Source organism: Marinomonas sp. UCMA 3892 (assembly GCF_012726345.1).
In the GTDB taxonomy this organism is placed as follows: Bacteria; Pseudomonadota; Gammaproteobacteria; order Pseudomonadales; family Marinomonadaceae; genus Marinomonas.
Genome location: NZ_PTXN01000011.1, coordinates 104,591 through 131,292, shown reverse-complemented (window position 1 = coordinate 131,292; position 26,702 = coordinate 104,591). Strand labels below are relative to the sequence as shown.

Genomic DNA, 26,702 nt, shown 5'->3' with positions numbered 1-26,702 from the left:
GCAAAAGAAAATGAAAGTAATTATCACTTTTATTTAAGGATTGTACTTAGCTTGCTGTCACGTTGACCCAATAAGGAGTTAATTGGTAAATGTTGATGGGGAGGCTTGCTTGTAGCTGTTGCAAAATTTGATCTGTATTGTCTATAGAAAATACGCCCGTGACGGCCAGCTGCCTGAGCTCTGGTGCCACTCTGACTATGCCTTTTCGGTAACGACTTAGCTCATGTATAAAATCGGTGAGGGGCATTCGTTGTGCTACCAGCTTGCCGGTAACCCAGCCGATGGTATTGGGGTCTGTATTAGATATACGGGACGTATTGAGGGTATTGAAAGAGATACTTTCACCAGGCTTTATTGACAGTGGGTTATGCATTTGCTTGCCAATCAATTGGACGTTTTGGCCTGAGAACACGCTAACACGGGTGATGTCATCGGTACGACGAATATTAAGCTTGCCCTGATGAAAAGAAATCGTGCCATCCATTGTTTCTATTTGGTAAGGCGTTGCTTGTGATACATCGAGGAAGAATTCACCGTCATCAAGTTTAAATTGATGTTCTGTTGGCATAGCAAGAGTGGTCTTTGTATTCATAACTAGTTTATTGATATCGCTTAATGGAAAGCTTCTTACTTCCCCTGTCGCTGTGGCTAGGTTCTTATAGTAAGAGGCGTGAGAGCTTATGGACCGATTATGTATATAGCCGCCAGCGAAGAAGAGCCCTCCAGCAGAAAGCCCCATTAAACTTAAAACATGACGACGAGACATTTTTCGGCTTCGAGCTATGATTTGAATCGTCTCTTTCGGAGCATCACCGAAATGTGCCTGTGCTTGTATCAGGCATTGCCATGCTTTTTCATTGTCAGGGTCGGCGGCTCGCCATTTATTACAAGCGTGCTGATCATGTTTGGATGGTTCGTCTGACCAGAGTCTTGCCATTAGATGTGCCGCCTGTTGAATGCGTTCTAGATCAATTTGGTTTGGCTGCATTATTTGTGTCTCTCCATCATGGCTATGGCACACGCTTGTAATGCTTTGGCGATGTATTTCTCTACAGAAGATATTGATACGTTTAATTGCACTGCAATGTCGGAATAGGACAGCCCTTCTAGTCTGCGCAGTAGAAATGCTTGTCGTGCTTTTTCCGATACTTGGTGTAATAGCGTATCTATCTCTATTAAGGTCTCGATAACTTCAAGGCGTTTTTCTGGTGATGAATGATGCTCTTCAGGAAGGTGGCTGATTGATTCCAAGTATGCCTGCTCAATACGCCACCGACGATATTGATCAACAACTAGACCCTTAGCGATACAGGTTAAATACTGGCGTGCGTATTCGGTAGGCGGTATTTTCCCACTAACCAATACTTTCAAGTAGGTGTCTTGCATTAAATCCGCGGCTTTGTGTGAGCAATTAAGTCGCTTGCGAAGAAAATTAGATAGCCATCCTTGATGCATTTCATAAAGCTGAGTGAATTGGAGTTGTAAATCTCTATTCATATCGTAAAACCTATCATTTGATAATGGTTATCATTTATGATTTCAGGATGAAGGTAAATATGCAATAGATTTAATAAAACTTAATATTTGGTTAGTTGGATATTTTTGTGTATTTTCTGTGATTAGGTCACTAAAAAAACGGCCCCAATTTGGGACCGTTTTAGATGGTGCTGCTTTAAGGTGAAAGTATTATTCTTCCATTTGTGCTTTGTCGACGATGTGATTATCGCCGATGTCTTTCGGTAAAATTAAATTCAGCGTGATCGCGACGATGCCGCATAGGCTGATGCCTTGAAGGCTGAACTCACCAATACCAAAGGCCATACCACCGATACCAAATACTAAAGTAACACCTACAATGATTAAGTTACGCGACTTATGAAGGTCAACTTGATTCTTAATCAGGGTATTTAGTCCTACCGCGGCAATAGAACCAAACAATAGAATCATAATGCCACCCATTACAGGTAATGGGATAGTTTGCAGAGCTGCACCTAATTTACCAACCCAAGCAAGAACAATGGCTGCAATAGCGGCCCATGTCATGATGACAGGATTGAATGCCTTGGTAAGCATCACTGCGCCAGTAACTTCACTATAAGTCGTATTTGGTGGTGCGCCAACCATAGCGGCAGCCATCGTTGCGATACCGTCGCCAGCAATAGTGCGATGTAGACCAGGTTTCTTGAGATAGTCTTTTCCGGTAACGTTAGAAATAGACAGAATATCTCCAACATGCTCAACCGCTGGAGCAATAGCAACAGGTAACATAAAAAGTATCGCATTAATGTTGAATTCTGGTGCGGTAAAGTTTGGCATAGCAAACCATGCTGTATTATAGATCGGTTCGAAATTGACTATGCCGAAGAATAAACTTAGGACATACCCTACGACAATACCGCCAAAAACAGGCAGCAATTTGAAAAGGCCTTTAGCGAATACGCTAATTAGAATCGTAGTAAGCAAAGAGGCAAGAGCAATCCAAATAGCAACATCGGCATCAATTGCTTGTACGTCACCGGCTTTCCCAAGCGCCATATTGACTGCAACGGGCGCTAGACCAAGACCAATAACCATGATGATTGGACCTATAACAACTGGCGGTAATAGGGCGTGAATGAAGCCAGCACCTTTGAGCCGAATAAACCCACCAAGAACGACATAGACAAAACCTGCTGCAATTAAGCCACCCATAGTCGCAGGAATTCCCCATGTTTGGACGCCGTACATAATGGGTGCGATAAAGGCAAAAGAAGAAGCAAGAAAAATTGGAACCGTTCTGCGTGTGGTTAATTGAAATAAGAGTGTACCGACACCTGCGCCAAAAAGCGCAACGTTAGGATCTAGTCCCGTTAATAATGGGACGAGCACTAAAGCGCCAAATGCAACAAACAGCATTTGAATGCCTAAGACGGCATTTTTCATAGGTAAAATCCTTGGATAGTTTGAGTTCTGGGATTTTATAGACAAGTTGGCATAAGCGCCAGAAAGGTAAGAGTTTTGCTTAGGATATTCAATCGATTTCTGTTTATTAATGCTCGTCTTGAGCGACAAGAAACCTTTGCTTTTTCTGCAAGAAACCTATTTTGAACTCTTCTGCTGGAATTGGCCGACTGATGTAATACCCCTGAATATCATCGCAACCAATATTGTAGAGCATTTCTAGTTGCGCTTTCGTTTCCACACCTTCGGCTATTGTAGTCATGCCTAGTTGTTGTGCGAGTAGGATAATAGTGCCTACTATGACTTGATCGTTGGTATTGGTTGTCATGTTACGTACAAAAGACTGGTCGATTTTGAGCTTATAAACGGGGAATCGTTGGAGATAGCTCAATGATGAATAGCCTGTACCAAAGTCGTCGATGGATGTGTGTATTCCAAGTTGCTGAAAAGATTCTAGTATTGTTATTGTGTGCTCAGGATCTTTCGTTGCAATGCGCTCGGTGAGCTCAAGTTCTAAGTATTGTGCAGGTACGGCGTATTCGTTGAGTATTGCTTCCACAATAGAAGGAAGGTCATTTACTTGAAACTGGGCATATGACAGGTTTACTGCAATTCTAACAGGAGTAATTCCTTCTTCTAGCCATTGTTTTAGTTGGCGCGCTGTTTCTCGTAAAACCCATTCTCCTATGGCCAAAATTTGTCCGTTCTCTTCTGCAAGGGGAATGAATTCTCCTGGGCTGACATGACCTAATTCTAGGCTATGCCATCGAATGAGTGCTTCCGCACCGATTATTTTTCCTGTGATGAGCGAAATTTGCGGCTGATAGTGTAAAGAAAACTCTTGTCGCTCTATGGCGTCATGAAGGGCATTACCTAATGTAAGTGCTCGTGTCGAAATAGCTTGCATTTCTTCGGTGAAAAAAGCGTATCGATTTCTGCCCGTATGCTTGGCATGATACATAGCGGCATCTGCTCGCTGATACAGGCTGTCGAAGTCTTCTCCATTTCGCGGATATAGGCTCACGCCGATAGACGGTGTGATAAAAAACTGATGCTGATCGATGTTATAGCGCGCGGATAAAGCTTCTTTGATAGCACAGGTTTTTTCGATTAAACATTCTTCATTATCTGCAGGTAGCAGAATAATAAATTCGTCACCGCCTTGTCGTGCAACATAACCAATATTATTAACCAAGGTACGCATTCTGTCTGCAACAGTAAGTAGTAGCTGATCTCCTATACTATGGCCAAGTGTGTCGTTGACGTTTTTGAAGTGGTCTAAGTCGATAAATAGTAATGCTATTTTTGTATTAGGTTTGATGATTTTATGGAATGTCTTATTCAGTGCAACTCTGTTTGGAAGTTTTGTTAATGAGTCGTGATGTGCTAACCACTCGACTTGATCATGTGCCTTTTGAATTTCATCAATATCAATTCGTACGCCAAGCATGCGAGCTGGTTTATCTTCTTGATCAAATTCTGTCACAATGCAACGTACGCCTATCCATCGATAGTTGCCGTCTATATGCCTAATTCGAGCTTGGTATTTGTAATAATTTGATTCACTTTTGCTGGTCAGAATATTATTTACGCTGTCCATAACATGCTGACGATCTTCAGGGTGTATTTTTTCTAATTCAGCCTTTCTATCTGCCATACCTTCGACGGGAGCATAGCCGAGCATAGTGAAATACGATGGAGTTGCAAACCAGATATCTTTGCTGACATTCCATTCCCAAATGCCGACTTTTGTTAACTTTAATGCTTCGTTTACGCGTATTTCAGCATCGACAAGTTCGCTTTCCCTTTCTTTGAATGGTGTTATTTTTTGCGCATAACCAACCGACGAAAAGAGTTGGTCGCTAATGTCGTATATGCGTTCGGTACTGACTTGAAAATAATCTACGTTGCCACAGGGTAAACAAACGTACTCTTCGGTTGCTCCTGTTTCTTCATTTGAAGTAATGGCAGGGATGATATTTTGACTAAGCTGGACGTGTTGAGATTGAATTTCTTCATCTTTGTAACCGATTATCTCTAGTTTTGATAGGCCGATAAATTGCTCAAATGCAGGATTACAATAAATATAGGTTTGGTCTTTGTCTTTAATCCACATAGGATCAGAAAGAGCGTCGAGCGATGATGTTAATTGGTTTTTATAGTTTTCAGCGTGTTCAAGCTGTTGAAAAAAAATGTTTCTTTCTACTTTAATTCTAATATAGACATATATAAATATGAGTAAAAAACATAAAGCTAGAAAATAGCCTAATATTGTTCCCCAAGGATATGTCATTACTCTCCACCTTAATTTTTTATCCGCGCTCAAATGAAAAAATAGAGTAAGCGGTTGTTATATAAACGACATCATTATATGTTCATTGATCGTTATTTTAATCCCAATTTAGTTTTTCGGCTGTATAACATGTGATGTTACTCTGTATCGTTATGTAATCAATTTAGTTTGCCTGTTGTGGAATAGCTTTTGTTTTACACAATTTAAGAGAGCAAGCATTTTTAAGGTGAATAACTGAGACACTTATTCTCTTGTGTTGGAAATAAAAAGGGGCTCTGTGGTATGAAGTGAGGCGATTGGCCAAATTTAAAATAGATTTAGTATCAAATGTAAGGAGATATCCTAAATTTTCCATATAAATGTATTAAATATTTACTCTATCTGAACACTAAGCTCTGTGGTAATTCGCTAGTATAGATACCAACTTTTTAGCTGATAGGGTCATGTTCTATGCTTCCTCATTGTTTTTCAGAGTCCATGAAGGATTCAAACTTAGTCGGGCCGCAGGTTGTGCGAAAATCCCGAAAAACAAATGTGTCTAGTAATTTGCAGCGCTTGGCGAGTCGATCTTTATTGGCCGTCGGTGTGCTATTTAGCCTTACTGCTTGCGCAGCGCAATCACAGTCGCAACCATCTCAATCTGTCGCTCAACCTAAAGAAGGTGAAGAATTTAGCTATGCTTGGTTAAAAGGCCATGCTCGTCAATTGGCGACTAAGCCTTATGAAAGCCATCAAGGTGAAATGCCAGATAGTTTAAAAGGCTTAGACTGGGATGATTATCAAGAAATTCGCTTTAATAAAGAGGCGGCTTTGTGGCGCGATCAAAAATCAGAGTTCCGTACGGAGCTTTTTCATCTTGGTCTAGGGTTTGATACGCCAATTCATATGAATGAGCTTGAAAATGGTAAGTCGACTCCGATTCCTTACATGCCTTCTGAGTTTACTTACGGTAAATCTAAAGTAGATGGTAAAAAACTTCCTAAAGATCTTGGTTTTGCAGGTTTTAGAATGCAATTCGCCACAGATTGGCAGCGCGATGTTGTCGCTTTTTTAGGGGCGAGTTATTTCCGTGCTGTTGGCAGTGAAATGCAATATGGTCTTTCCGCTCGAGGCTTAGCGATTGATACCGCAATGCCGCACCCTGAAGAGTTTCCTATTTTTACTGACTTTTGGTTAGAGAAGCCAAAACCAGGTTCTGATGTGGTGACGGTTTACGCTTTAATGGATTCTCCTAGTGTAACTGGGGCTTATCGTTTTGATATGACTCCGGGGGAACCGTTCAAAATGCGCGTAGATTCCGCTATTTATCCGCGCAAATCTGTTGAGCGTTTAGGTGTGGCGCCAATGACTAGTATGTTTATGGTTGGCGAAAATGATCGTCGAACTAATTATGATTGGCGTGCAGAGATTCATGACTCGGATGGCCTTGCTATGCAAACCGGCAACGGCGAATGGATTTGGCGACCATTATCCAACCCTGAAAATTTACAATTTAATGCTTACAGCGATGAGAATCCAAAAGGCTTTGGTTTGCTGCAGCGTGACCGTAATTTCGATCATTATCAAGATGACGGTGTTTTCTATGAGAAGCGCCCAAGTTTGTGGATTGAGCCACTTGGTAACTGGGGTAAGGGGTCTGTGCAATTAGTAGAAATTCCGACTCTGGATGAAACTTTCGATAACATCGTTGCTTTCTGGAATCCAGCGGCTCCGGTTAAAGCGGGTCAAGAGTTACTTTACAGCTACAATATGTATTGGGGAAGTCATCCTCCGGTGCAATCTAACCGTGCTCGAGTTGTTGATACTTTTACAGGTATCGGTGGTGTGATTGGTAAAAAACGTCAATATTACAGCAAACGTTTTGTGGTTGATTTCGCTGGTGGTTCATTGGCGATGTTAGGCAATGATACGAAAGTGAAAGCGGTGATTACATCGTCTGAAGGTAGGGTGGAAATTGAATCTGCTCGACCACTGCATTCTATCAATGGTTACCGTGCGATGTTTGATTTGGTACCACCGAAAGGCAAGTCTAAGCCAATTAATTTAACGGTTCACTTGGAAGCTAACGGACAGCCGCTAACTGAGACTTGGCAGTATCAGTGGACTCCACCAGCGGAGAAAGATAGAGAACTTCATAATGCTGGTCATTTGAAGTAGCTTCTTTTGCTATGGATGAGTGTTCCTGTAAATAACTTACAGTAAGCAAATAAAATGCCCTATGTGTGATGCATAGGGCATTTTTGTAAATCGACCATAAGTTCTGATATTTTTAGCCTTTGCGGCTACTTAGAAGAGTACGGTAAGCGTGTCCGCTGCGTTTAATGGTCCTTTTTTGAGTCTGATAATCCACGTAGGTTAGACCAAAACGCTTGCTATAACCTTCTGCCCATTCAAAGTTATCCATCAAGCTCCAAGCGAAATAACCACGAATATCGACGCCGCTTTCAATTGCCTGATTTACAGCGTTTATATGGCCATCTAAATAACGTACTCGTTGCTCATCGTTGATTTCGCCATCAATGATCTGATCCGCACACGCTGCGCCATTCTCGGTAATATAAATAGGTGGCAAGCTATATTGTTTGTGAAGATTTACTAACAATTCAGTGAAGGCGTGGGGGGCGATTTCCCAACCAATGTCTGTGCACTCAACTGTTTGACTGTTCTGTACATTTTTGAACATGTCATCAGCATCGTAGGCATTGTGATTGCAGGTGTAAAAGTTCATGCCCAAGAAATCAATTGGTTGAGAAATGATGTCCATGTCACCAGGTAAAATTGTTGGTAAATACTGCGGAGCGACGGTTTTAAGTAACTGCGGATATTGTCCCTTCATCAGTGGCTCAATGAAAAACTGGTTATCTAGAGTTTCTCGCATCAAGCACGCGAATTGGTCTTCGGTTTTTTCGCTGGCAGCATAGGAGCGGTTCATATTGAGCACTATGCCCACCTGAGATTTTGGTGCGTTTTTGCGAATAACTGGAAGCGCTAAACCATGTGCGAGCAAAATATGGTGAGCAGCTTGTCGACCAAATGCTGGTTTGCTTAACCCCGGTGCATGTATACCCAACTCATAACCTAATATTGCTGCGCAAAAAGGTTCGTTGAAGGTCGCCCAGCTATCAACCCATTCCGCTAACTCTTTGGTTACCAAATCTGCGTAATTTTTGAACTGGTATGCGGTTTCTCTATTAAGCCAGCCACCTTTGTCTTCTAAGTGCTGTGGCAGATCCCAATGGTAAAGTGTCGCAAATACAGTGAGCCCTTCTGCTTTGAGCTTTTTAAGCAAGTTGCGATAAAAATCCAGTCCAGCTTGGTTTGCTTCGCCTTTTTTGTCCATGACTCGAGGCCAAGCAATTGATAATCGATAAGCGTCTACACCGAGATCTTTAATCAACTGGATGTCTTGTTCCCATAGATGATAATGGTCACAAGCTATCTCACCATTGTCCATACCCTTTACCTTGCCTGGGGTTGCGCAGAAGGTATCCCAAATAGAAGGGAGGCGATTATCAGCAGTTGTCGCGCCTTCAATTTGGAAAGAGGCGGTTGCTACACCAAAGATAAAATCGGAGGTAAGCATTTTTGAATGTGATGGTAGGGTGATTGACATGTTGTCCTCAGTCTTTTTATTTATTGTCTTAGCAAAGATAAGTATTGCGACCAAAGGTACTGGAGGAGTTTGAAAAGCGTCAACAATGATATGATTGTTTTAGTAATTTAAGATTATTTAAGCGCATTTTAAGTGCTTTTTAGCAGCGAATTAAGCGTTTTTTGGCTACGGATATAGCGCATTGGCGTAAGATCTCGGCCTTGTGCCGTATAGGCTCGAAAGCGACTTGCTAGTTCACTTGGTAACATTTCTGCTGAGATGGTCGTAAAATGATTTGCGCTATAAAACGGCACGAGATGGGTAAATGCGAAGCAATACGTATTTTTTTCATCTAATGCTGGATGAATGCCGTTGATTAGATGGCTGCCGAGACCAATATTACGATGGATTGGCTCTGTTACCATACCGGTAAGTAGTTGAGAGTTGGTAATTTGCTTGAGTCTTACCGCGCAAAGAATCTTGCCTTTATCTCTTATTACCCAAATAGGATCCGCTTTGTTTGGTTTACCGCTTGGATAATGTTCTTGATAAAATTTCTTCACCAAAGGAAACCAAAGCGAAGGAACTTGTTCAGGGATAGGGTAGGATGTCTTCATAGTGGAATTTGTATAGCGACGAAATGCTTAATGATAGCATAATCCGCTATTTTATAGTGTTAATGAAATTGAATGATGGACAGCGGGAGGGATTATCGTGCGGCAAAGAATAGTGTTCTTGTGTTTTTGTGTTTTGGTATTGCCCATTTCTGGAATTGGCTACGCAGCACAACAGCAAACGGAGTTTGTTTATGAGCCAGAAGAATCTTTTGCTCATTATGTAGTGCGTGCAGAGGAATATGTAAATGAGCGTAAGGTGTGGATCAATGTTGATGATAAGCCTAGAGAGCTCGCCGCTGTTCTGCCCTTTGAGTTATTGCCTGATGCAGAACACTGTGCAGGGCGAGCGCGCATTGGTGTGTTGCTGTCCCACGGCTTGTCAGATTCTCCTTTTTCGATGCGAGACCCTGCGCTTGCTTTGCAAGCTGCTTGTTATCAGGTGCGCGTAGTTTTGTTGCCAGGTCATGGCACAAAGGCAGAAGATCTTCTTAATGTTTCACGTGATGATTGGCGTGTGACGTTTCAAAATGCCGCTGATCAGTTTAGTAAAGAAGTAGACGTCATGTATGTTGGTGGTTTTTCTACTGGCGGTGCATTAGCTGCGGAATATGCTTGGCAGCATTCTAACAGTGTTGCTGGTGCTATTTTGTTTTCGCCTGTGTTTAAGGTGAATAGCAGTATAGATTGGCTTTCGCCTTGGTTGGCGATGGTGAAAGATTGGTTAGATCATTATCCAAGTGATGACTTTGCTAAATACGCGTCAATCCCTCTGCCTGCAATTGCTCAGGTGTATAAGTTGTCTAAAGAAGTGCGCAATTTGATCCTCGACAACCCGAAAGAGTTACCTGTTTTTATCGCCTTATCGGAAGATGATCAGACGGTGGATGCGTCGGTGTCAGAAAAAGTTTTTAAAACAGGTATGATTGGGACAAAAAGTCAGATGGTGCTTTATAGCAAAGATCAAATGAGCGCTAATACTGATCGTATTAAGGTTTACAATACAAATTGGCCTGAGGCTAAAATATTAGGTTTGTCGCATATGGCTGTTCATGGCAACCCCGACAATACCTATTACGGCGCCATGGGAGAATATCGTATTTGCGGCTGGTATCTGTCTGATGAGTCTTTATATCAAAAGTGCCGAACAGATAAAAATAATTGGTTTGGCGAAGGCTCTGATGCATTGACGAAAAATAGCCCTCATTCGGCACGAGTATCTTGGAATCCAAATTTTAATTCGTTAATGCAAGAAGTCGCTTTTTTCATCAAGGCAAACGCGAGTAGTAATAGATAAGTAGAGACTCTTCTTATGGCCGAGTCGACTTGATAATAGATTGCTCTAATAAATGTCAAAAATTAGGTAAGTATTAGGGTTGAATGATACAAGAAGTGAAATTGGAGAGCGTTGATGCAAGCTGTTTTGGCCCTGCTTAGTGATAATGAATTTCACTCTGGCGAAGAGTTGGGAACCGCGTTGGGAGTTACCCGTGCAGCGGTCTGGAAGAGACTTAAAAAGTTAGAAGCGATTGGTGTGACTGTACACTCGGTTAAAGGTCGAGGTTACCGTTTACCTTCACCAGTTGAACTGTTGTCTGAAGATGCTTTGCGTGAAAATGGTGTGCCAAATGATGTGGCGATCAAGTTAGCGTTTGAGACAGAGTCAACCAACGGCGATGCTAAGAGCTATATATCACAAGGCTTGCCTTTACCTGTTCTAATCTCGGTTGAGCGTCAGACTCATGGTAAGGGGCGTCGTGGTCGTCAGTGGGAGTCTGGTGTTGCAAAAAATATTACCTTTTCGTTTGCGTGGCGCTTTGACAATGGTCCAAATGTTGTTGAAGGTTTGAGTCTCGCGGTGGGCGTTGCTGTAGCTCGAGTATTAAAAAAAGCTGGTATTCCCAATCCTGGGTTGAAGTGGCCTAATGACGTACAAGTAGACGGTCAGAAAATCTGCGGTATTTTACTTGAAATGGTGGCTGATCAGGACGTTTGTCATGTAATCATTGGAGTCGGACTTAATGTCGAAATGAATGATGGCATTATGACCCACGTTGATCAACCTTGGACGGATCTTGTGTCTCGTCTTAAGTCTCGCCCGAGTCGGAATGTAATTTTGGCTGAATTAACCAAAGAGCTTATTGATATTTGTCAATTGTTTGAAGATGGCAATGGTATGAAGCATTTTCAATATCAGTGGCAAGCGTATGATGTTTTGTTCAATCAGACGGTTACTGTTAGTACGGTTTCTCAACAGCGTCAGGGGATTGCACGAGGTATTGATCAAAAAGGTGCTCTACTTCTAGAAGAAAACGGTGAGCTGGTGGCTCTTCATGGAGGGGAGATTAGTGTCCGTCGAGTCTAGAGTTTTAGTTGTTGATGCGGGTAATACTAGTATCAAATTTACTGCCTTTGAAGGCGAGCAAGTATTGTGGGTTCTGCGAGGGGATAGTTGTCCTGCGGAAACTGATTTTGCTCCGCAGGTGATTTATTTTGCCAGTGTACGATCTAAAGAGCAAAGTGCATTGTTACATGCTGATGTCCAAGCTGCGTTCCCTAGCAGTGAATGGATTACGCTGACGAGTCAAGCGACCGCTTGTTGTGTTCGTAATGCCTATATTGAACCTGAGCGCTTGGGAATTGATCGATGGCTTGGTGTTGTTGCGGCTCATCACCTGATAAAAGGCAATGTAGTCGTTGTGGATGCAGGTACGGCGATAAAAGTAGATGTGGTTAATAGCGAAGGCGCTCATCTTGGTGGTTATATCGCTCCTGGCTTGGCGATGATGACGGAATCTTTGCTCTCGAAAACTGCTCGGATTCGCTTTGATTCCCATGAAGTGGTCGAAGGTGAGGGGCTGCCTAACTCTACGGCAAGAGCGGTGACAGAAGGTTGTCATGAGATGGCGTTGGGTTTTTTAGAGCGTATTCATCATCTGTACCCTGAATTTAAATGGGTTGTGACAGGTGGAGATGCGCAAGCGTTATTGAATAGATTAGGCATTGCGCTCGAATGTTTTCCTAATCTTGTGGCTTTGGGTGCAAAGCTGGTTGGTGATGAGCAGTTAAGAGGCAATAAATGAAGTGGCTATTTCTTTTTGTAGTGTTACTTAATGCTGCCTTTTTGAGCTGGCATAGTTTTGTTCAGGATAAGCTAGAAAAAAATAAAGAATCTATTTATGGGCCGCCTGTGAGTGAGAAAATTCATCTCTTGTCCGAGGCGCCAGCAGTTACTGAGCAGGATTATAATGCGAGGATTGCATATGGTGAAGGGCTTGAGGATGCATTGAGTAAGGTGATAGGCCAGGCTTCTGGAGATTATCCTGACCTATACTGTCCTCGTTTAGAGACAGAGCGAGAGAGTGATAGCAAACAAATAGTCCAGGTTCTAAAAGAGTTTAAATGGCCATATACCGAACAAGAGGTTTCGGGCAAGCGTCCCAAGTTTTGGCTCTATATTGCTGCACCAGAAACACCCGCCATTGCGGAGCGTATAGTAAAAGAGCTTGCCTCTAAATCTATTGATAGCTTTGTTATTAATCGTGCCGAAATGAAGAACCGTATCTCTTTAGGTCTATATTCTTCTAAAGAGCGAGCCGATCAAGCGAAAGTACGCATTCAAAATGTGTCTGGCTATGCTGTTGATGTTTATGAACATATGCGAAATGTCCCGCTTCAGCAGATAGATATTGCGCAGCCAGTGGATGAAAAAGACTGGGAACAGTTTATGTCGCGCTTCGATCTGACCAAGATGATGATAAAAGTAGAAAAAAATCCTTGCTAGTGCTTGCAATTGGCAAGACGATTCATATAATGGCTCCCACCTTTTGGGGTGTTGCGTTGTAGCGCTGAGTACGTGGAGGGGTTCCCGAGTGGCCAAAGGGAGCAGATTGTAAATCTGCCACGAAAGTTTCGGTGGTTCGAATCCACCTCCCTCCACCAATTGCGGGTATGGTATAGTGGCTATTACCTCAGCCTTCCAAGCTGAAGAGGCGGGTTCGATTCCCGCTACCCGCTCCAGGCTCATGTAGCTCAGTTGGTAGAGCACACCCTTGGTAAGGGTGAGGTCGGCAGTTCAAATCTGCTCATGAGCTCCAGCATTTCCAATGCAAAAGATAGGTGGTTTAACCGCCTTTTTTATTGTCTGTTTTTTGGGCAGATACCCTTGCTAGATTTAGCTTGTTCAGGTATCATCCTTCGCCCATACGAATGTAGGCCAATAGTTCAATTGGTAGAGCACCGGTTTCCAAAACCGGCTGTTGGGGGTTCGAGTCCCTCTTGGCCTGCCATCTTTCGTATCATCCTATTTCTTAGTTAGGGATCACCTGAAGTATGAGTTCGAGTACTGAAGCTCAAGCGTCTCGCGGAGATGTGTTTAAGTGGGCAATTGTTGTTCTGCTAGTTGCGGTAGGCGTGATTGGTAATAACTATTATTCTGCTGAGTCACTATTGTATCGCTTAATCGCTATCTTGGTGTTGGCTGGTGTCGCTGGTTTTGTTGCATTGCAAACTGTGAAAGGTCAGGCTTTTTTTACTTTGGCAAAAGAAGCTAAAACTGAAATTCGCAGAGTTGTGTGGCCAACTAGACAAGAAACCATGCAAACAACCTTAATAGTGTTAGCGGTTGTTGTTTTTATGTCTCTCGTACTATGGGGGGTGGATTCGTTCCTTGGTTGGATCGTTTCCTCGGTAATTAGTTAGGAGTTGCTCGTGACCAAACGATGGTATGTAGTACAAGCGTACTCAGGGTACGAAAAGCACGTAATGCGTTCGCTTATTGAGCGAGTGCAGGTTATGGGGCAGGAAGAGAATTTTGGTGACATCTTGGTGCCGACTGAAGAAGTGGTCGAGATTCGAGATGGCAAAAAGCGCAAGAGTGAGAGAAAGTTCTATCCAGGTTATGTATTGGTTCAAATGGATATGAATGACGCCTCTTGGCATTTGGTTAAAGGTACGTCTCGTGTTTTGGGATTTATTGGTGGTACGGCAGATAAGCCATCGCCAATTACCAGTCGCGAAGCAGACGCTATTCTACAACGTGTTAGTGATGGGGTTGATAAGCCTCGTCCTAAGACTTTGTTTGAAGTGGGTGAGGTTGTTCGAGTTAACGAAGGGCCATTTGCTGACTTTAACGGTGTTGTGGAAGAAGTGGATTACGATAAAAGTCGAATCAAAGTGGCGGTGCTTATTTTTGGGCGCTCAACGCCAGTTGATTTGGAATTTAGTCAGGTTGAAAAGGCCTGATTTTGTTGAACGGGTAGCCTTCGGGCAGTGACCCAATTGGAGTTAAAAAATGGCTAAGAAAGTCCAAGCTTATATCAAGCTACAAGTTAAAGCGGGTCAAGCGAACCCAAGTCCACCAGTTGGTCCAGCTCTTGGTCAACATGGTGTGAACATCATGGAATTCTGTAAAGCGTTCAATGCTAAAACTCAAAGCCTTGAGCCAGGTCTTCCAACGCCTGTTATTATCACTGTTTACAGTGACCGTAGTTTTACATTCGAAACTAAATCTACTCCTGCAGCTGTGTTGCTTAAAAAAGCAGCTGGCTTGAAGAGTGGTTCTCCACGTCCAAACACTCAAAAAGTTGGTACGGTTACTCGTGCCCAACTAGAAGAGATTGTTGTTGCTAAGCAGGCTGATTTGACTGCTTCTAACATGGATGCAGCAGTTCGTACTATTGCTGGTAGCGCACGCGCTATGGGTCTAGAAGTTGAGGGTGTTAACTAATGGCTAAATTAACTAAACGCGCTCGCTTGATCGCTGAAAAAGTAGAAGCAGCTAAGCTTTATTCTGTAGAAGAAGCGGTTGCTCTATTGTCTGAGCTTTCTACTGTTAAGTTTAAAGAATCTATCGACGTATCTGTTAACCTAGGTGTTGATCCACGTAAATCTGATCAAGTTGTTCGTGGTTCTACAGTATTGCCTCATGGTGCTGGTAAAGATGTTCGCGTTGCTGTATTTGCACAAGGTGCAAATGCTGAAGCTGCGAAAGAAGCTGGTGCAGATGTTGTTGGTTTTGAAGATTTAGCTGAACAAGTTAAAGCTGGCAACCTTGATTTTGACGTAGTTATTGCATCTCCTGATGCGATGCGTATCGTTGGTCAACTAGGTCAGGTTCTAGGTCCGCGTGGTCTAATGCCTAACCCTAAAGTTGGCACAGTAACGCCTGATGTTGCTACTGCAGTACGAAATGCAAAAGCAGGTCAAGCTCGTTACCGTACAGATAAAAATGGTATCATTCATGCAGCTGTTGGCTCTATTGAGTTTGCTGCGGATGCTATCAGAGGTAACTTGGAAGCGCTTTTAACCGACTTACGTCGTGCTAAACCTGCTTCTTCTAAAGGTGTTTACCTGAGAAAAGTGACTTTGTCCTCTACAATGGGACCTGGTCTACAAATTGATCTAGGCGCGCTTAACTCAACTAAGTAAGCATGTTTAGATCATGAGCTTTGGGGTCTGCCTTCATTTATTTGTTGAGCAGGCCGTCAAAGACCGCAGGAACCTAACGGTTTAATAACAACGTTGAAAAATGTTTGTCCTGCGCAGATGGTGTGGCCCGATTCAGATTAACTGGATCTAACTCACCAGCAAGTACTTCGAGTAATCGGAGAGTTGGTAAAAATAGGGGAATTTATTCCCTGCTAATCCAGGAGAAAACCAGTGGCATTAGGTCTAGAAGACAAAAAAGCCATTGTCGCCGAAGTTAGCGAAGTTGCTAAAACTGCACTATCTGCAGTAGTTGCTGACTCTCGCGGTGTTACCGTGAGCAGTATGACAGAGCTACGTAAAGAAGCGCGTGAAGCAGGTGTTTATGTACGTGTAGTACGTAACACTTTGGCTCGCCGTGCAGTTGAAGGCACTGACTTCGAATGTCTAGCAGAGAGCTTTGTTGGTCCTACGTTAATTGCTTTTTCTAACGAACACCCGGGTGCGGCTGCTCGTTTGTTGAAAGCGTTTGCGAAAACTAACAGCAAGTTTGAAGTGAAGGCGTTGGCGTTCAACGGTGAGTTGATCCCAGCTGGCGACATTGATCGTTTGGCAACACTGCCTACATACGACGAAGCTATTGCGAAACTGATGAGTGTTATTCAGGGCGCAACAAGCAAGTTTGTACGTACTCTTGCAGCGGTTCGCGATCAAAAAGAGCAAGAAGCGGCTTAATACGGCTTACCGTATCCCTTCTTGATAAATATTTGTTTTATCACCCTTGGGTGATTATAAAGAATGCTAGGAATCTGAGTCATGGCTCTAACTAAAGAAGATATCATCAATGCAGTAGCAGAAATGTCTGTGATGGACGTTGTTGAACTAATTTCTGCAATGGAAGAAAAATTCGGCGTATCTGCAGCAGCTGCTGTAGCTGCAGGTCCTGCTGCTGACGCTGGCGTTGCTGCTGAAGAACAAACTGAATTTGACGTTGTTCTTACTGCTGCTGGCGACAAGAAAGTAAACGTTATCAAAGCTGTTCGTGCAGCGACTGGTCTAGGCTTGAAAGAAGCTAAAGCTATCGTTGACGGCGCTCCAATGACTGTTAAAGAAGCTGCTTCTAAAGAAGATGCTGCCGCTCTTAAAGCAGCTCTTGAAGAAGCTGGTGCATCTGTCGAAATCAAGTAATGATACTTGTATTTCCAGATTTCGACCAATAGTCGAAATGGCTGGTGACATTATTGTCACCGGCCTTTTTGGGTTTCTGAAACTCAAATAAAACTTAAAAGAATTTTCACGTGGGAGATAATGCTCCCATATATGGTAAGGCCTGATTTGGGCCTTTTGCGTCAATGTGCACAAGCTGGGGAATGCTGATGGCTTACTCATACACTGAGAAAAAACGTATCCGTAAGGATTTCGGTAAACTGCCGCCCGTTTTGGATGTGCCATACTTGCTGGCAATTCAGCTTGAATCCTACCGTAATTTTCTGCAGGAAGGTAAAAGCCTTGCAGAGCGTGGGGAATTAGGTCTGCATGGGGCCTTTAAATCTGTCTTTCCAATGGTCAGCTTTTCCGGCAATGCGGCGCTAGAATACGTCGATTACCGTTTAGGCAAGCCAGTTTTTGATGTTAAAGAGTGTCAGTTGCGTGGTGTTACTTACGCGGCACCTTTACGTGTTCGTGTACGACTTATCATTTATGATAAAGAGTCGTCCAATAAAGCAATCAAAGACATTCGCGAGCAAGAAGTCTACATGGGCGAAATTCCGCTTATGACAGACAATGGTACCTTTGTAATCAACGGGACTGAGCGTGTTATTGTATCTCAATTGCACCGTTCTCCTGGTGTGTTCTTCGACCACGATCGTGGTAAGACACACTCTTCAGGCAAGTTACTACATTCTGCTCGTATTATTCCTTACCGCGGTTCATGGTTGGACTTCGAGTTTGATCCAAAAGATTGCGTATTTGTTCGTATTGACCGTCGTCGTAAGCTGCCGGCAACTATTTTGTTGCGCGCTTTGGGCTACGGAACAGAGCAAATCCTGGATACTTTCTTTGACTCTACTCGTTTCTATTTGAAACGCGATGGTTTTGAAATGGATCTAGTTGCAAATCGTCTACGTGGCGAGACTGCACTGTTTAATATTGCTGATGCGAATGGCGAACTGATCGTAGAAGAAGGTCGTCGTATCACTGCTAAGCACATTCGTGTGATGGAAAAATCAGGCCTTGAGCGTCTATCTGTGCCGCTTGAGTATATGCTTGGTAAAGTAACAGCTAAAAACTTGGTTCACCCTGCGACGGGTGAGCTGATTGCGGAAGCAAACACTGAGCTGTCTGTTGATTTACTAGAGGCGTTGGTTTCTTCTGGTATTACTGAAGTTGATACGCTTTATACGAATGATTTGGATAATGGTCCATTTATTTCTGACACGCTTCGTATCGATCCAACTAGCAATCAGTTGGAAGCTTTGGTTGAAATCTATCGCATGATGCGTCCTGGTGAGCCACCGACCAAAGAGTCGGCTGAAGGCTTGTTCCAAGGCTTGTTCTTCTCAGAAGATCGTTATGATCTATCTGGCGTTGGTCGAATGAAATTCAACCGTCGTTTAGGTCGTGAAGAAGATACTGGTGCTGGTGTTCTAGATAATGATGACATCGTTGCTGTTCTAAAAACCTTGCTAGATATCCGTAACGGTAACGGCATGGTTGATGACATCGATCACTTGGGTAACCGTCGAGTTCGTTCTGTTGGCGAAATGGCCGAGAACCAATTCCGTGTTGGTCTGGTACGTGTTGAGCGTGCAGTGAAAGAACGTTTGTCTATGGCGGAAGCTGATGGCCTTATGCCACAAGACCTTTTGAATGCGAAGCCTGTTGCTGCCGCAATCAAAGAGTTCTTTGGTTCAAGCCAGTTGTCTCAGTTTATGGACCAAAACAACCCGCTATCTGAAGTAACGCATAAGCGTCGTGTTTCAGCGTTAGGGCCTGGTGGTCTTACTCGTGAGCGTGCAGGCTTTGAAGTACGTGACGTACACGCTACTCACTACGGTCGTGTTTGTCCTATCGAAACGCCAGAAGGTCCAAACATTGGTTTGATCAACTCGCTATCTACTTATGCGCGTACTAATAGCTACGGTTTCTTAGAAACGCCATATCGTAAGATTGTAGATGGTAAGCAGACGGACGAAACTGTTTATGTTTCGGCGATCGATGAAGCGAAATATGTTATTGCCCAAGCATCTGCAAACGTAGATGCAGAAGGTCGTTTGGTTGATGAGTTGGTTCAGGTGCGTCATATGCACGAAACCACTTTGATTCCAAAGGAAAAAGTTAACTTAATGGACGTGTCTCCTCGTCAGGTTGTTTCTGTTGCGGCATCTTTGATTCCGTTCCTAGAGCACGATGATGCTAACCGAGCTTTGATGGGTTCGAACATGCAACGTCAAGCCGTTCCAACACTTAAGGCTGACAAGCCGGTTGTTGGTACTGGTATGGAGAAAAACGTAGCAAAAGACTCTGGTGTTTGTATTGTTGCGAATCGCGGCGGTGTGATTGAGTCTGTTGATGCAAGCCGTATCGTTGTACGTGTGAATTCAGAAGAAACGATTGCTGGTGAAGCCGGTGTAGATATCTACAACCTAACTAAATACGTGCGTTCTAACCAGAATACTTGTATTAACCAGCGTACTTTGGTTATGAAAGGTGAGAGGATAGCATCTGGCGATATCATGGCCGATGGTCCTTCTGTTGATATGGGTGAATTGGCGCTTGGTCAAAACATGCGTATCGCTTTCATGCCTTGGAATGGTTTCAACTTCGAAGACTCGATTCTAGTTTCTGAACGTGTTGTAGAAGAAGATCGATTCACTTCTATCCATATTCAAGAGTTAACGTGTGTTGCACGTGATACTAAGCTTGGGCCAGAAGAGATTACTGCCGATATCCCTAACGTGGGTGAAGGTGCGCTTTCTAAGTTGGATCAATCAGGTATCGTTTACATCGGTGCAGAAGTTGAGCCAGGCGATATTCTAGTTGGTAAAGTGACGCCTAAGGGTGAAACACAGCTAACGCCTGAAGAGAAACTTTTGCGAGCGATCTTCGGTGAAAAAGCGTCTGACGTAAAAGATACGTCTCAACGAGTTAAGACTGGCACACGCGGTACTGTTATCGACGTGCAAGTTTTCACTCGTGATGGCATCGAAAAAGATGATCGTGCTAAGTTCATTGAAAAATCGCAGCTTGATCAAGTTCGTAAAGACTTGAACGAAGAGTTCCGTATTGTTGAGAAAGCGACTTTCGAACGTCTAGCTGAAGCCCTAATCGGCCAGCAAGCGGAAGGTGGTCCTGGTTTGGCTCGCAATGCGATTATTACGGAAGAATATTTGGCGAATCTAGATCACCCTGAGTGGTTTAAAATTCGTGTTGCTAATGAAGACGCGAGTGAGCAGCTTGAAAAAGCGCAAGCCGCTTTGATTGAGCGCCGTAAAGAGCTTGATGCGAAATTTGAAGATAAGAAACGCAAGCTACAAACAGGTGATGATCTAGCACCAGGCGTTCTTAAAATCGTTAAAGTTTATGTTGCCATTAAACGTCGCATCCAGCCAGGTGATAAAATGGCCGGTCGTCATGGTAACAAAGGTGTAATTTCTAAAATTATGCCAGTTGAAGACATGCCGTACGATGAAAACGGTGATCCAGTTGATATCGTATTGAACCCACTAGGTGTTCCTTCACGTATGAACGTTGGTCAGGTCCTGGAGACTCACTTAGGTGCAGCTTCTAAAGGCTTGGGTCGTAAGATCAACGAAATGCTTGTTGTAGAGCGTGAGAAAGCAGAAGCGGTTGCAGAACTGCGTAGCTTCCTTGGCGAAATCTATAACGGCTACGAAGGCGATTTGCGTTGCGCTCGTACAGAAGATCTAGACAGCTTTACAGACGAAGAAATTTTGACTTTGGCATCCAACCTAACAGGTGGTGTTCCAATGGCGTCTGGTGCCTTTGATGGTGCAAAAGAGTCTGAAATTAAACGTATGTTGCGCTTAGCTGGAATCAACGAAAGTGGCCAAGTTAAATTGTTTAACGGCCGCACCGGTGATGCTTTTGAACGTCCAGTAACTGTTGGTTACATGTACATGCTTAAGTTGAACCACTTGGTTGACGACAAAATGCACGCACGTTCTACTGGTTCTTACAGCTTGGTTACTCAGCAGCCGCTGGGTGGTAAAGCTCAGTTCGGTGGACAGCGTTTCGGGGAGATGGAGGTATGGGCGCTAGAAGCATATGGTGCCGCTTACACGCTTCAAGAAATGTTGACTGTTAAATCCGATGACGTGAATGGCCGTACTAAGATGTATAAAAACATCGTAGATGGTGACCACCGTATGGAACCTGGCATGCCTGAGTCCTTCAACGTGTTGGTGAAAGAGATTCGTTCTCTTGGTATCGATATCGAGCTGGAAAACGAATAAGCACGAATCACATTTGACCTGCTGGGGAGCAAGACTCCCCGGCCTTACGAGTGGGGCGAATATCCATGAAAGACTTATTAGGTCTTCTAAAATCACAGGGACAATCTGACGAGTTTGATGCGATCCGCATTGGCTTGGCATCACCAGATATGATTCGTTCATGGTCTTATGGTGAAGTTAAAAAGCCAGAGACCATCAACTACCGTACGTTCAAACCAGAACGTGACGGTTTGTTCTGTGCAAAAATCTTTGGTCCTATTAAGGACTACGAATGCTTGTGTGGTAAATACAAGCGTTTGAAACACCGTGGTGTTATCTGTGAGAAGTGTGGCGTTGAAGTGGCTCTGTCTAAAGTGCGTCGTGAACGCATGGGTCACATTGAGCTTGCATCGCCTGTTGCACACATTTGGTTTTTGAAATCTTTACCGTCTCGTATCGGTCTTATCTTAGATATGACGTTGCGTGACATTGAGCGTGTTTTGTATTTTGAATCTTTCATCGTGATCGATCCAGGTATGACGACGCTTGATAAAGGCCAATTGCTAAACGATGAGCAGTATTTTGAAGCGCTAGAAGAATTCGGCGACGAGTTTGATGCCCGTATGGGGGCGGAAGCGGTTCAGATGTTGCTTCGCGATTTAGATATGCCTGTAGAAATTAACAGCATGCGTGAAGAGCTAAACAGCACAAATTCTGAAACTCGCATTAAGAAGCTTTCTAAGCGCCTTAAGCTAGTTGAAGCATTCTATCATTCTGGCAACAACCCTGAGTGGATGGTGCTAGACGTGTTGCCAGTTCTTCCGCCAGATCTTCGTCCATTGGTACCACTTGAAGGTGGCCGTTTTGCGACGTCTGATTTGAACGACCTTTATCGTCGTGTGATTAACCGTAACAACCGTCTAAAACGCCTGTTAGAGCTATCAGCTCCAGATATCATCGTACGTAACGAAAAGCGTATGTTGCAAGAATCTGTTGATGCTTTGCTTGATAACGGTCGTCGTGGTCGTGCAATTACGGGTTCTAACAAACGTCCTCTAAAATCTTTGGCTGATATGATCAAAGGTAAGCAAGGTCGTTTCCGTCAGAACTTGCTAGGTAAGCGTGTTGACTATTCTGGTCGTTCTGTAATCACAGTAGGTCCATCACTGCGTCTACATCAGTGTGGTCTACCTAAGAAAATGGCACTTGAGCTATTCAAGCCATTTATCTTCTCTAAGCTTGAGCTTCGTGGTATGGCTACGACGATCAAAGCAGCGAAGAAAATGGTTGAGCGTGAGACGCCTGAAGTATGGGATATCCTTGATGAGGTTATCCGCGAACATCCAGTGATGTTGAACCGTGCGCCAACACTTCACCGTTTGGGTATCCAAGCGTTTGAACCAATGTTGATCGAAGGTAAAGCGATTCAGTTGCACCCACTAGTGTGTGCGGCATATAACGCCGACTTCGATGGTGACCAAATGGCGGTTCACGTTCCGTTGACTATCGAAGCGCAGCTTGAAGCTCGTGCCTTGATGATGTCTACGAACAACATCCTATCACCTGCAAACGGCGAGCCGATCATCGTTCCTTCTCAGGACGTTGTATTGGGTCTGTACTATATGACTCGTGAGAAAATCAATGCTAAAGGCGAAGGCATGGCATTTTCTGACATCAAAGAAGTACACCGTGCGTATGGTGCTAAACAAGTTGAATTGCACGCGAAAGTAAAAGTACGTATCAGCCAAGTTGATACCACGCTTGATGGCGACAAAGTGCCATCTACTTTCATTGCAGATACAACCGTTGGTCGTGCCTTGTTGTTTGATATTGTTCCTGATGGCCTACCGTTCTCTGTGGTTAACCAAACCATGAAGAAGAAAGCGATCTCTAACTTGATCAACGAGTGTTACCGTAAAGTAGGCTTGAAAGAGAGCTGTATTTTTGCTGACCAATTGATGTACACAGGTTTTGCTTACGCGACAGCGTCAGGTTCTTCTGTTGGTGTTGATGACTTCGTTATTCCACCAGAGAAAGCGGCGATCATTGCTAAAGCAGAGGCAGAAGTTAAAGAAATCGAATACCAGTATGCGGATGGTCTTGTAACCCAAGGCGAGAAGTACAACAAGGTAATCGATTTATGGTCTCGTACTAACGAAACTGTAACTGAAGCCATGATGAAAAACTTGGCAAAAGAGATGACTGTCAATAAAGCAGGTGAAACGGTTGAGCAGCAATCTTTCAACTCTGTATATATGATGGCCGATTCTGGTGCCCGTGGTAGTGTTGCGCAAATGCGTCAGTTAGGTGGTATGCGTGGTCTGATGGCGAAACCAGATGGTTCCATCATCGAAACACCAATCACTGCGAACTTCCGTGAAGGTCTGTCAGTACTTCAGTACTTTACCTCTACACACGGTGCTCGTAAGGGTCTAGCTGATACGGCATTGAAAACAGCAAACTCTGGTTACTTGACTCGTCGTCTAGTAGACGTAGCGCAGGATTTGGTTATCACTGAAGTAGATTGTGGTTCTACAAACGGTATTTCCGTTGCAGCCATGATTGAAGGTGGTGACGTAGTTGTTCCGCTAGGTCATCGCGTATTGGGCCGTGTAGTGGCTCAAGATGTTATTGATGGTAAAGGTGATTTTGTTCTTGCTGCAGGTACTTTGATTGACGAGCATGATGTTCGTACTATCGAAGCGGCTGGTGTGGATGAAATGATCATTCGTTCTGTTATCACTTGTAATACACGTCATGGTGTATGTGCTAAGTGTTACGGCCGTGATCTTGCTCGTGGTCATCAAGTTAACATTGGTGAAGCGATTGGTGTTGTTGCAGCACAGTCTATCGGTGAGCCAGGTACACAGTTAACAATGCGTACGTTCCACATCGGTGGTGCGGCATCTCGAGCGTCTGCGATTGATAGCGTTCAGGTGAAGAGTGCGGGTACGGTACGTTTCAATAAAATGAAGAGTATCGAGCGTCACACTGGTCACTTAGTTGTTGCATCTCGTTCTTCTGAATTGGCCATTGCTGACGAAGCGGGCCGTGAGAAAGAGCGTTACAAGCTTCCTTACGGTGCGGTATTGAGTGTGCGTGAAGGTGATCAGGTTACTGCGGGTCAAATCGTAGCTAACTGGGACCCACATACTCACCCAATCGTATCTGAGATGGAAGGTCGTCTTGAGTTCAGTGGTATGGAAGAGAACGTTACTATTCGTCGTCAATCTGACGAAATGACGGGCTTGACTACTATTGAAGTTATGGAGATGCGTGATCGTCCTGCAGCTGGTAAAGACATACGTCCGATGATTGCCGTTGTTGATGCAGAGGGTAACCCTGTATTGATTCCTGGTACTGAGTCACCAGTCCAGTACATGCTTCCTGAAAAAGCATTGTTGAGTCTTGATCATGGCGCGACAGTGAAATCAGGTGAGGTTCTTGCGCGTATCCCACAAGAATCTATTGGTAACAAAGATATCACCGGTGGTTTGCCACGAGTGGCAGACCTATTCGAAGCGCGCCGTCCGAAAGATCCTGCTGTTATGGCGGAAACTAGCGGTGTGGTTAGCTTCGGTAAAGAAACAAAAGGTAAGATTCGTTTGGTTATCACCCCTCAAAACGGTGATGAGCCAGTTGAGACTTTGATTCCTAAATGGCGTCAAATCAACATCTTTGATGGTGAGGAAGTGGCTAAAGGTGAGATTATTGCCGACGGTCCTTTGAGCCCTCATGACATTTTGCGTCTTCAAGGTGTAGAGGCTTTGGCTGATTACATCACGAATGAAGTGCAAGAAGTTTACCGCTTACAAGGCGTAGTAATTAACGATAAGCATATTGAAGTTATTGTTAACCAAATGTTGCGTAAAGTAGAAGTTGGTGAGTCTGGTGATACAGATCTTATTCAAGGTGATCAGGTTGAGTATACTCATCTGTTGGATGCAAACGAAAAAGCCGAAGCAGAGGGTAAGTTCCCTGCTAAGTTTGAGCGTGTGCTTCTAGGTATCACTAAAGCTTCTTTGGCTACTGAGTCCTTTATATCAGCAGCATCTTTCCAAGAGACAACTCGAGTTCTTACGGAAGGTGCGGTAACTGGTAAGAAAGATCACTTGCGTGGCTTGAAAGAAAACGTTGTTGTGGGTCGCTTGATACCAGCCGGTACAGGTTTGGCTTACCACAATGAGCGCAAGAGAAAGAAAGAGCTTGCGCTAGCAGCGAAGGAAGGAAGTTCGACAGTAAGTGCCTCAGATGTTGAAGAAGCATTGAGTGCTGCACTGAAAGACTAGTTATTTGCTGTTAAATCGTAAGGGAGGTGATTTTTTAGTCGCCTCCCTATTGACTGTTTTATAGGCGCAAATTAAACTTGCGCCTCCTTAATTTTGGCGATTTCCGTCATGAGAATTGGATTTGTGGAGCTTGTCTAATGGCAACCGTTAACCAGTTGGTTCGTAAACCACGTAAACGTAAAGTGGCAAAGAGTGACGTTCCTGCGTTACAAGCTTGTCCGCAACGCCGCGGTGTCTGCACTCGCGTATATACTACTACACCTAAAAAGCCTAACTCGGCTTTGCGTAAAGTATGTCGTGTTCGCTTGACTAACGGCTTCGAAGTTACTTCCTACATCGGTGGTGAAGGTCACAACCTGCAAGAACACAGCGTAGTGCTGATTCGCGGCGGTCGTGTAAAAGACCTTCCTGGTGTTCGTTATCACACAGTGCGTGGTAGCTTGGATACTTCAGGCGTACAAAATCGTAAGCAAGGCCGTTCTAAATACGGTACTAAACGTCCTAAGAAGTAAGCTAAACCAGCTTAATTCATCGTTTAGACATAATTTTTTAATACAGTAAGGCCGAGCAATAATTGAATTGTCTCGGGCGAACCTGAAGAGGATATAGATATGCCTAGAAGACGCGTCGTCGCTAAGCGTGAAATCCTTCCGGATCCTAAACACGGAAGCCAGATTCTCGCTAAATTTATCAACCATGTAATGGTTAGCGGTAAAAAATCTGTTGCAGAGAGCATCGTTTATAATGCACTAAATACTGTAGCAGCTCGCGCTAAAACTGAAGAGCCAATGGCTATCTTCGAAAAAGCATTGGAATCTATCCAGCCAATGGTTGAGGTTAAATCTCGCCGTGTTGGTGGTGCGACTTACCAAGTTCCTGTAGAAGTTCGTCCAGCTCGCCGCGCAGCTTTATCTATGCGTTGGTTGGTTGATGCTTCTCGTAAGCGTGGTGAAAAATCCATGGCTTTGCGTCTAGCTGGCGAAATCTTAGATGCTGCTGAAAACAAAGGTTCTGCTGTTAAGAAACGTGAAGACGTTCACCGTATGGCAGAAGCTAACAAAGCATTCTCTCACTACCGTTTCTAATCATCCA

21 protein-coding genes and 4 tRNA genes are annotated in these 26,702 nt (G+C 43.9%); 19 read left to right on the top strand and 6 right to left on the bottom strand.

Going from position 1 to position 26,702, the window contains the following annotated elements; genetic code table 11:
* Positions 1-46: 46 nt before the first annotated feature.
* From B6N13_RS16310 to B6N13_RS16295, 4 genes are all read right to left on the bottom strand, one after another.
* Complete coding sequence (locus B6N13_RS16310) at positions 47-988, bottom strand: DUF4880 domain-containing protein (RefSeq protein WP_169459978.1); 942 nt, start codon at positions 986-988, stop codon at positions 47-49.
* On the bottom strand, positions 988-1,497 hold the full coding sequence (locus B6N13_RS16305) for a sigma-70 family RNA polymerase sigma factor (RefSeq protein ID WP_012071959.1): 510 nt from the start codon (positions 1,495-1,497) through the stop codon (positions 988-990). The genes B6N13_RS16310 and B6N13_RS16305 overlap by 1 nt, the downstream gene beginning before the upstream one ends.
* A 189-nt stretch (positions 1,498-1,686) precedes the next feature.
* A complete protein-coding gene (locus tag B6N13_RS16300) occupies positions 1,687-2,922 on the bottom strand; it encodes a uracil-xanthine permease family protein (RefSeq protein WP_012071958.1) in 1,236 nt (411 codons plus the stop codon).
* A 106-nt stretch (positions 2,923-3,028) separates the two neighbouring features.
* A complete protein-coding gene (locus B6N13_RS16295) occupies positions 3,029-5,233 on the bottom strand; it encodes an EAL domain-containing protein (protein ID WP_169459977.1) in 2,205 nt (734 codons plus the stop codon).
* Between the two features lie 450 nt (positions 5,234-5,683).
* Between B6N13_RS16295 and B6N13_RS16290 the strand changes: the two genes are divergently transcribed.
* Positions 5,684-7,390: a glucan biosynthesis protein D gene (locus B6N13_RS16290; RefSeq protein ID WP_012071956.1), complete on the top strand. Its 1,707-nt coding sequence runs from the start codon at positions 5,684-5,686 to the stop codon at positions 7,388-7,390.
* A gap of 112 nt (positions 7,391-7,502) precedes the next feature.
* Here B6N13_RS16290 and B6N13_RS16285 read toward each other — a convergent pair whose 3' ends face one another.
* Positions 7,503-8,846 (bottom strand): GH1 family beta-glucosidase, encoded by a 1,344-nt coding sequence (locus tag B6N13_RS16285; RefSeq protein ID WP_169459976.1) that lies wholly within the window; start codon positions 8,844-8,846, stop codon positions 7,503-7,505.
* A gap of 128 nt (positions 8,847-8,974) precedes the next feature.
* On the bottom strand, positions 8,975-9,442 hold the full coding sequence (locus B6N13_RS16280) for a GNAT family N-acetyltransferase (protein ID WP_169459975.1): 468 nt from the start codon (positions 9,440-9,442) through the stop codon (positions 8,975-8,977).
* Positions 9,443-9,539: 97 nt separating this feature from the next.
* Here B6N13_RS16280 and B6N13_RS16275 point away from each other — a divergent pair, with 97 nt between their 5' ends.
* From B6N13_RS16275 to rpsG, 18 genes are all read left to right on the top strand, one after another.
* Positions 9,540-10,736, top strand: a complete 1,197-nt coding sequence (locus B6N13_RS16275; protein WP_012071953.1) for an alpha/beta fold hydrolase — start codon at positions 9,540-9,542, stop codon at positions 10,734-10,736.
* A 114-nt stretch (positions 10,737-10,850) separates the two neighbouring features.
* Positions 10,851-11,804 (top strand): biotin--[acetyl-CoA-carboxylase] ligase, encoded by a 954-nt coding sequence (locus tag B6N13_RS16270; protein ID WP_012071952.1) that lies wholly within the window; start codon positions 10,851-10,853, stop codon positions 11,802-11,804.
* Positions 11,788-12,522 carry a type III pantothenate kinase gene (locus tag B6N13_RS16265; protein ID WP_012071951.1) on the top strand — a complete coding sequence of 245 codons (735 nt, stop codon included), beginning with the start codon at positions 11,788-11,790 and terminating at the stop codon, positions 12,520-12,522. Before B6N13_RS16270 ends, B6N13_RS16265 begins: the two co-directional genes overlap by 17 nt.
* On the top strand, positions 12,519-13,223 hold the full coding sequence (locus B6N13_RS16260) for an SPOR domain-containing protein (protein ID WP_169459974.1): 705 nt from the start codon (positions 12,519-12,521) through the stop codon (positions 13,221-13,223). The genes B6N13_RS16265 and B6N13_RS16260 overlap by 4 nt, the downstream gene beginning before the upstream one ends.
* A gap of 74 nt (positions 13,224-13,297) precedes the next feature.
* A tRNA-Tyr gene (locus B6N13_RS16255) sits at positions 13,298-13,381 on the top strand.
* 3 nt (positions 13,382-13,384) lie between these two features.
* Positions 13,385-13,459 (top strand) — tRNA-Gly (locus B6N13_RS16250).
* Position 13,460: 1 nt separating this feature from the next.
* Positions 13,461-13,536, top strand: a tRNA-Thr gene (locus tag B6N13_RS16245).
* A 116-nt stretch (positions 13,537-13,652) separates the two neighbouring features.
* Positions 13,653-13,728 (top strand) — tRNA-Trp (locus tag B6N13_RS16240).
* Between the two features lie 43 nt (positions 13,729-13,771).
* Positions 13,772-14,140 (top strand): preprotein translocase subunit SecE, encoded by a 369-nt coding sequence (gene secE / locus B6N13_RS16235; RefSeq protein ID WP_012071949.1) that lies wholly within the window; start codon positions 13,772-13,774, stop codon positions 14,138-14,140.
* Between the two features lie 9 nt (positions 14,141-14,149).
* Positions 14,150-14,683 carry a transcription termination/antitermination protein NusG gene (gene nusG / locus B6N13_RS16230; RefSeq protein WP_012071948.1) on the top strand — a complete coding sequence of 178 codons (534 nt, stop codon included), beginning with the start codon at positions 14,150-14,152 and terminating at the stop codon, positions 14,681-14,683.
* Positions 14,684-14,732: 49 nt separating this feature from the next.
* Positions 14,733-15,167, top strand: a complete 435-nt coding sequence (rplK, locus tag B6N13_RS16225; RefSeq protein ID WP_012071947.1) for a 50S ribosomal protein L11 — start codon at positions 14,733-14,735, stop codon at positions 15,165-15,167.
* Entirely contained in the window at positions 15,167-15,868 is a 702-nt protein-coding gene (gene rplA / locus B6N13_RS16220; RefSeq protein WP_169459973.1) for a 50S ribosomal protein L1, read from the top strand. Before rplK ends, rplA begins: the two co-directional genes overlap by 1 nt.
* A 231-nt stretch (positions 15,869-16,099) precedes the next feature.
* The gene (rplJ, locus tag B6N13_RS16215; RefSeq protein ID WP_012071945.1) at positions 16,100-16,600 is read left to right on the top strand and encodes a 50S ribosomal protein L10; all 501 of its coding nucleotides are present in this window, start codon (positions 16,100-16,102) and stop codon (positions 16,598-16,600) included.
* An 81-nt stretch (positions 16,601-16,681) separates the two neighbouring features.
* The gene (gene rplL, locus B6N13_RS16210; RefSeq protein ID WP_012071944.1) at positions 16,682-17,053 is read left to right on the top strand and encodes a 50S ribosomal protein L7/L12; all 372 of its coding nucleotides are present in this window, start codon (positions 16,682-16,684) and stop codon (positions 17,051-17,053) included.
* Positions 17,054-17,241: 188 nt separating this feature from the next.
* The gene (gene rpoB / locus B6N13_RS16205) at positions 17,242-21,342 is read left to right on the top strand and encodes a DNA-directed RNA polymerase subunit beta (protein WP_012071943.1); all 4,101 of its coding nucleotides are present in this window, start codon (positions 17,242-17,244) and stop codon (positions 21,340-21,342) included.
* Between the two features lie 65 nt (positions 21,343-21,407).
* Positions 21,408-25,610 carry a DNA-directed RNA polymerase subunit beta' gene (rpoC, locus tag B6N13_RS16200; protein WP_012071942.1) on the top strand — a complete coding sequence of 1,401 codons (4,203 nt, stop codon included), beginning with the start codon at positions 21,408-21,410 and terminating at the stop codon, positions 25,608-25,610.
* A gap of 137 nt (positions 25,611-25,747) precedes the next feature.
* A complete protein-coding gene (rpsL, locus tag B6N13_RS16195) occupies positions 25,748-26,122 on the top strand; it encodes a 30S ribosomal protein S12 (protein WP_012071941.1) in 375 nt (124 codons plus the stop codon).
* 99 nt (positions 26,123-26,221) lie between these two features.
* Positions 26,222-26,695 carry a 30S ribosomal protein S7 gene (rpsG, locus tag B6N13_RS16190; protein ID WP_012071940.1) on the top strand — a complete coding sequence of 158 codons (474 nt, stop codon included), beginning with the start codon at positions 26,222-26,224 and terminating at the stop codon, positions 26,693-26,695.
* Positions 26,696-26,702: the final 7 nt, after the last annotated feature.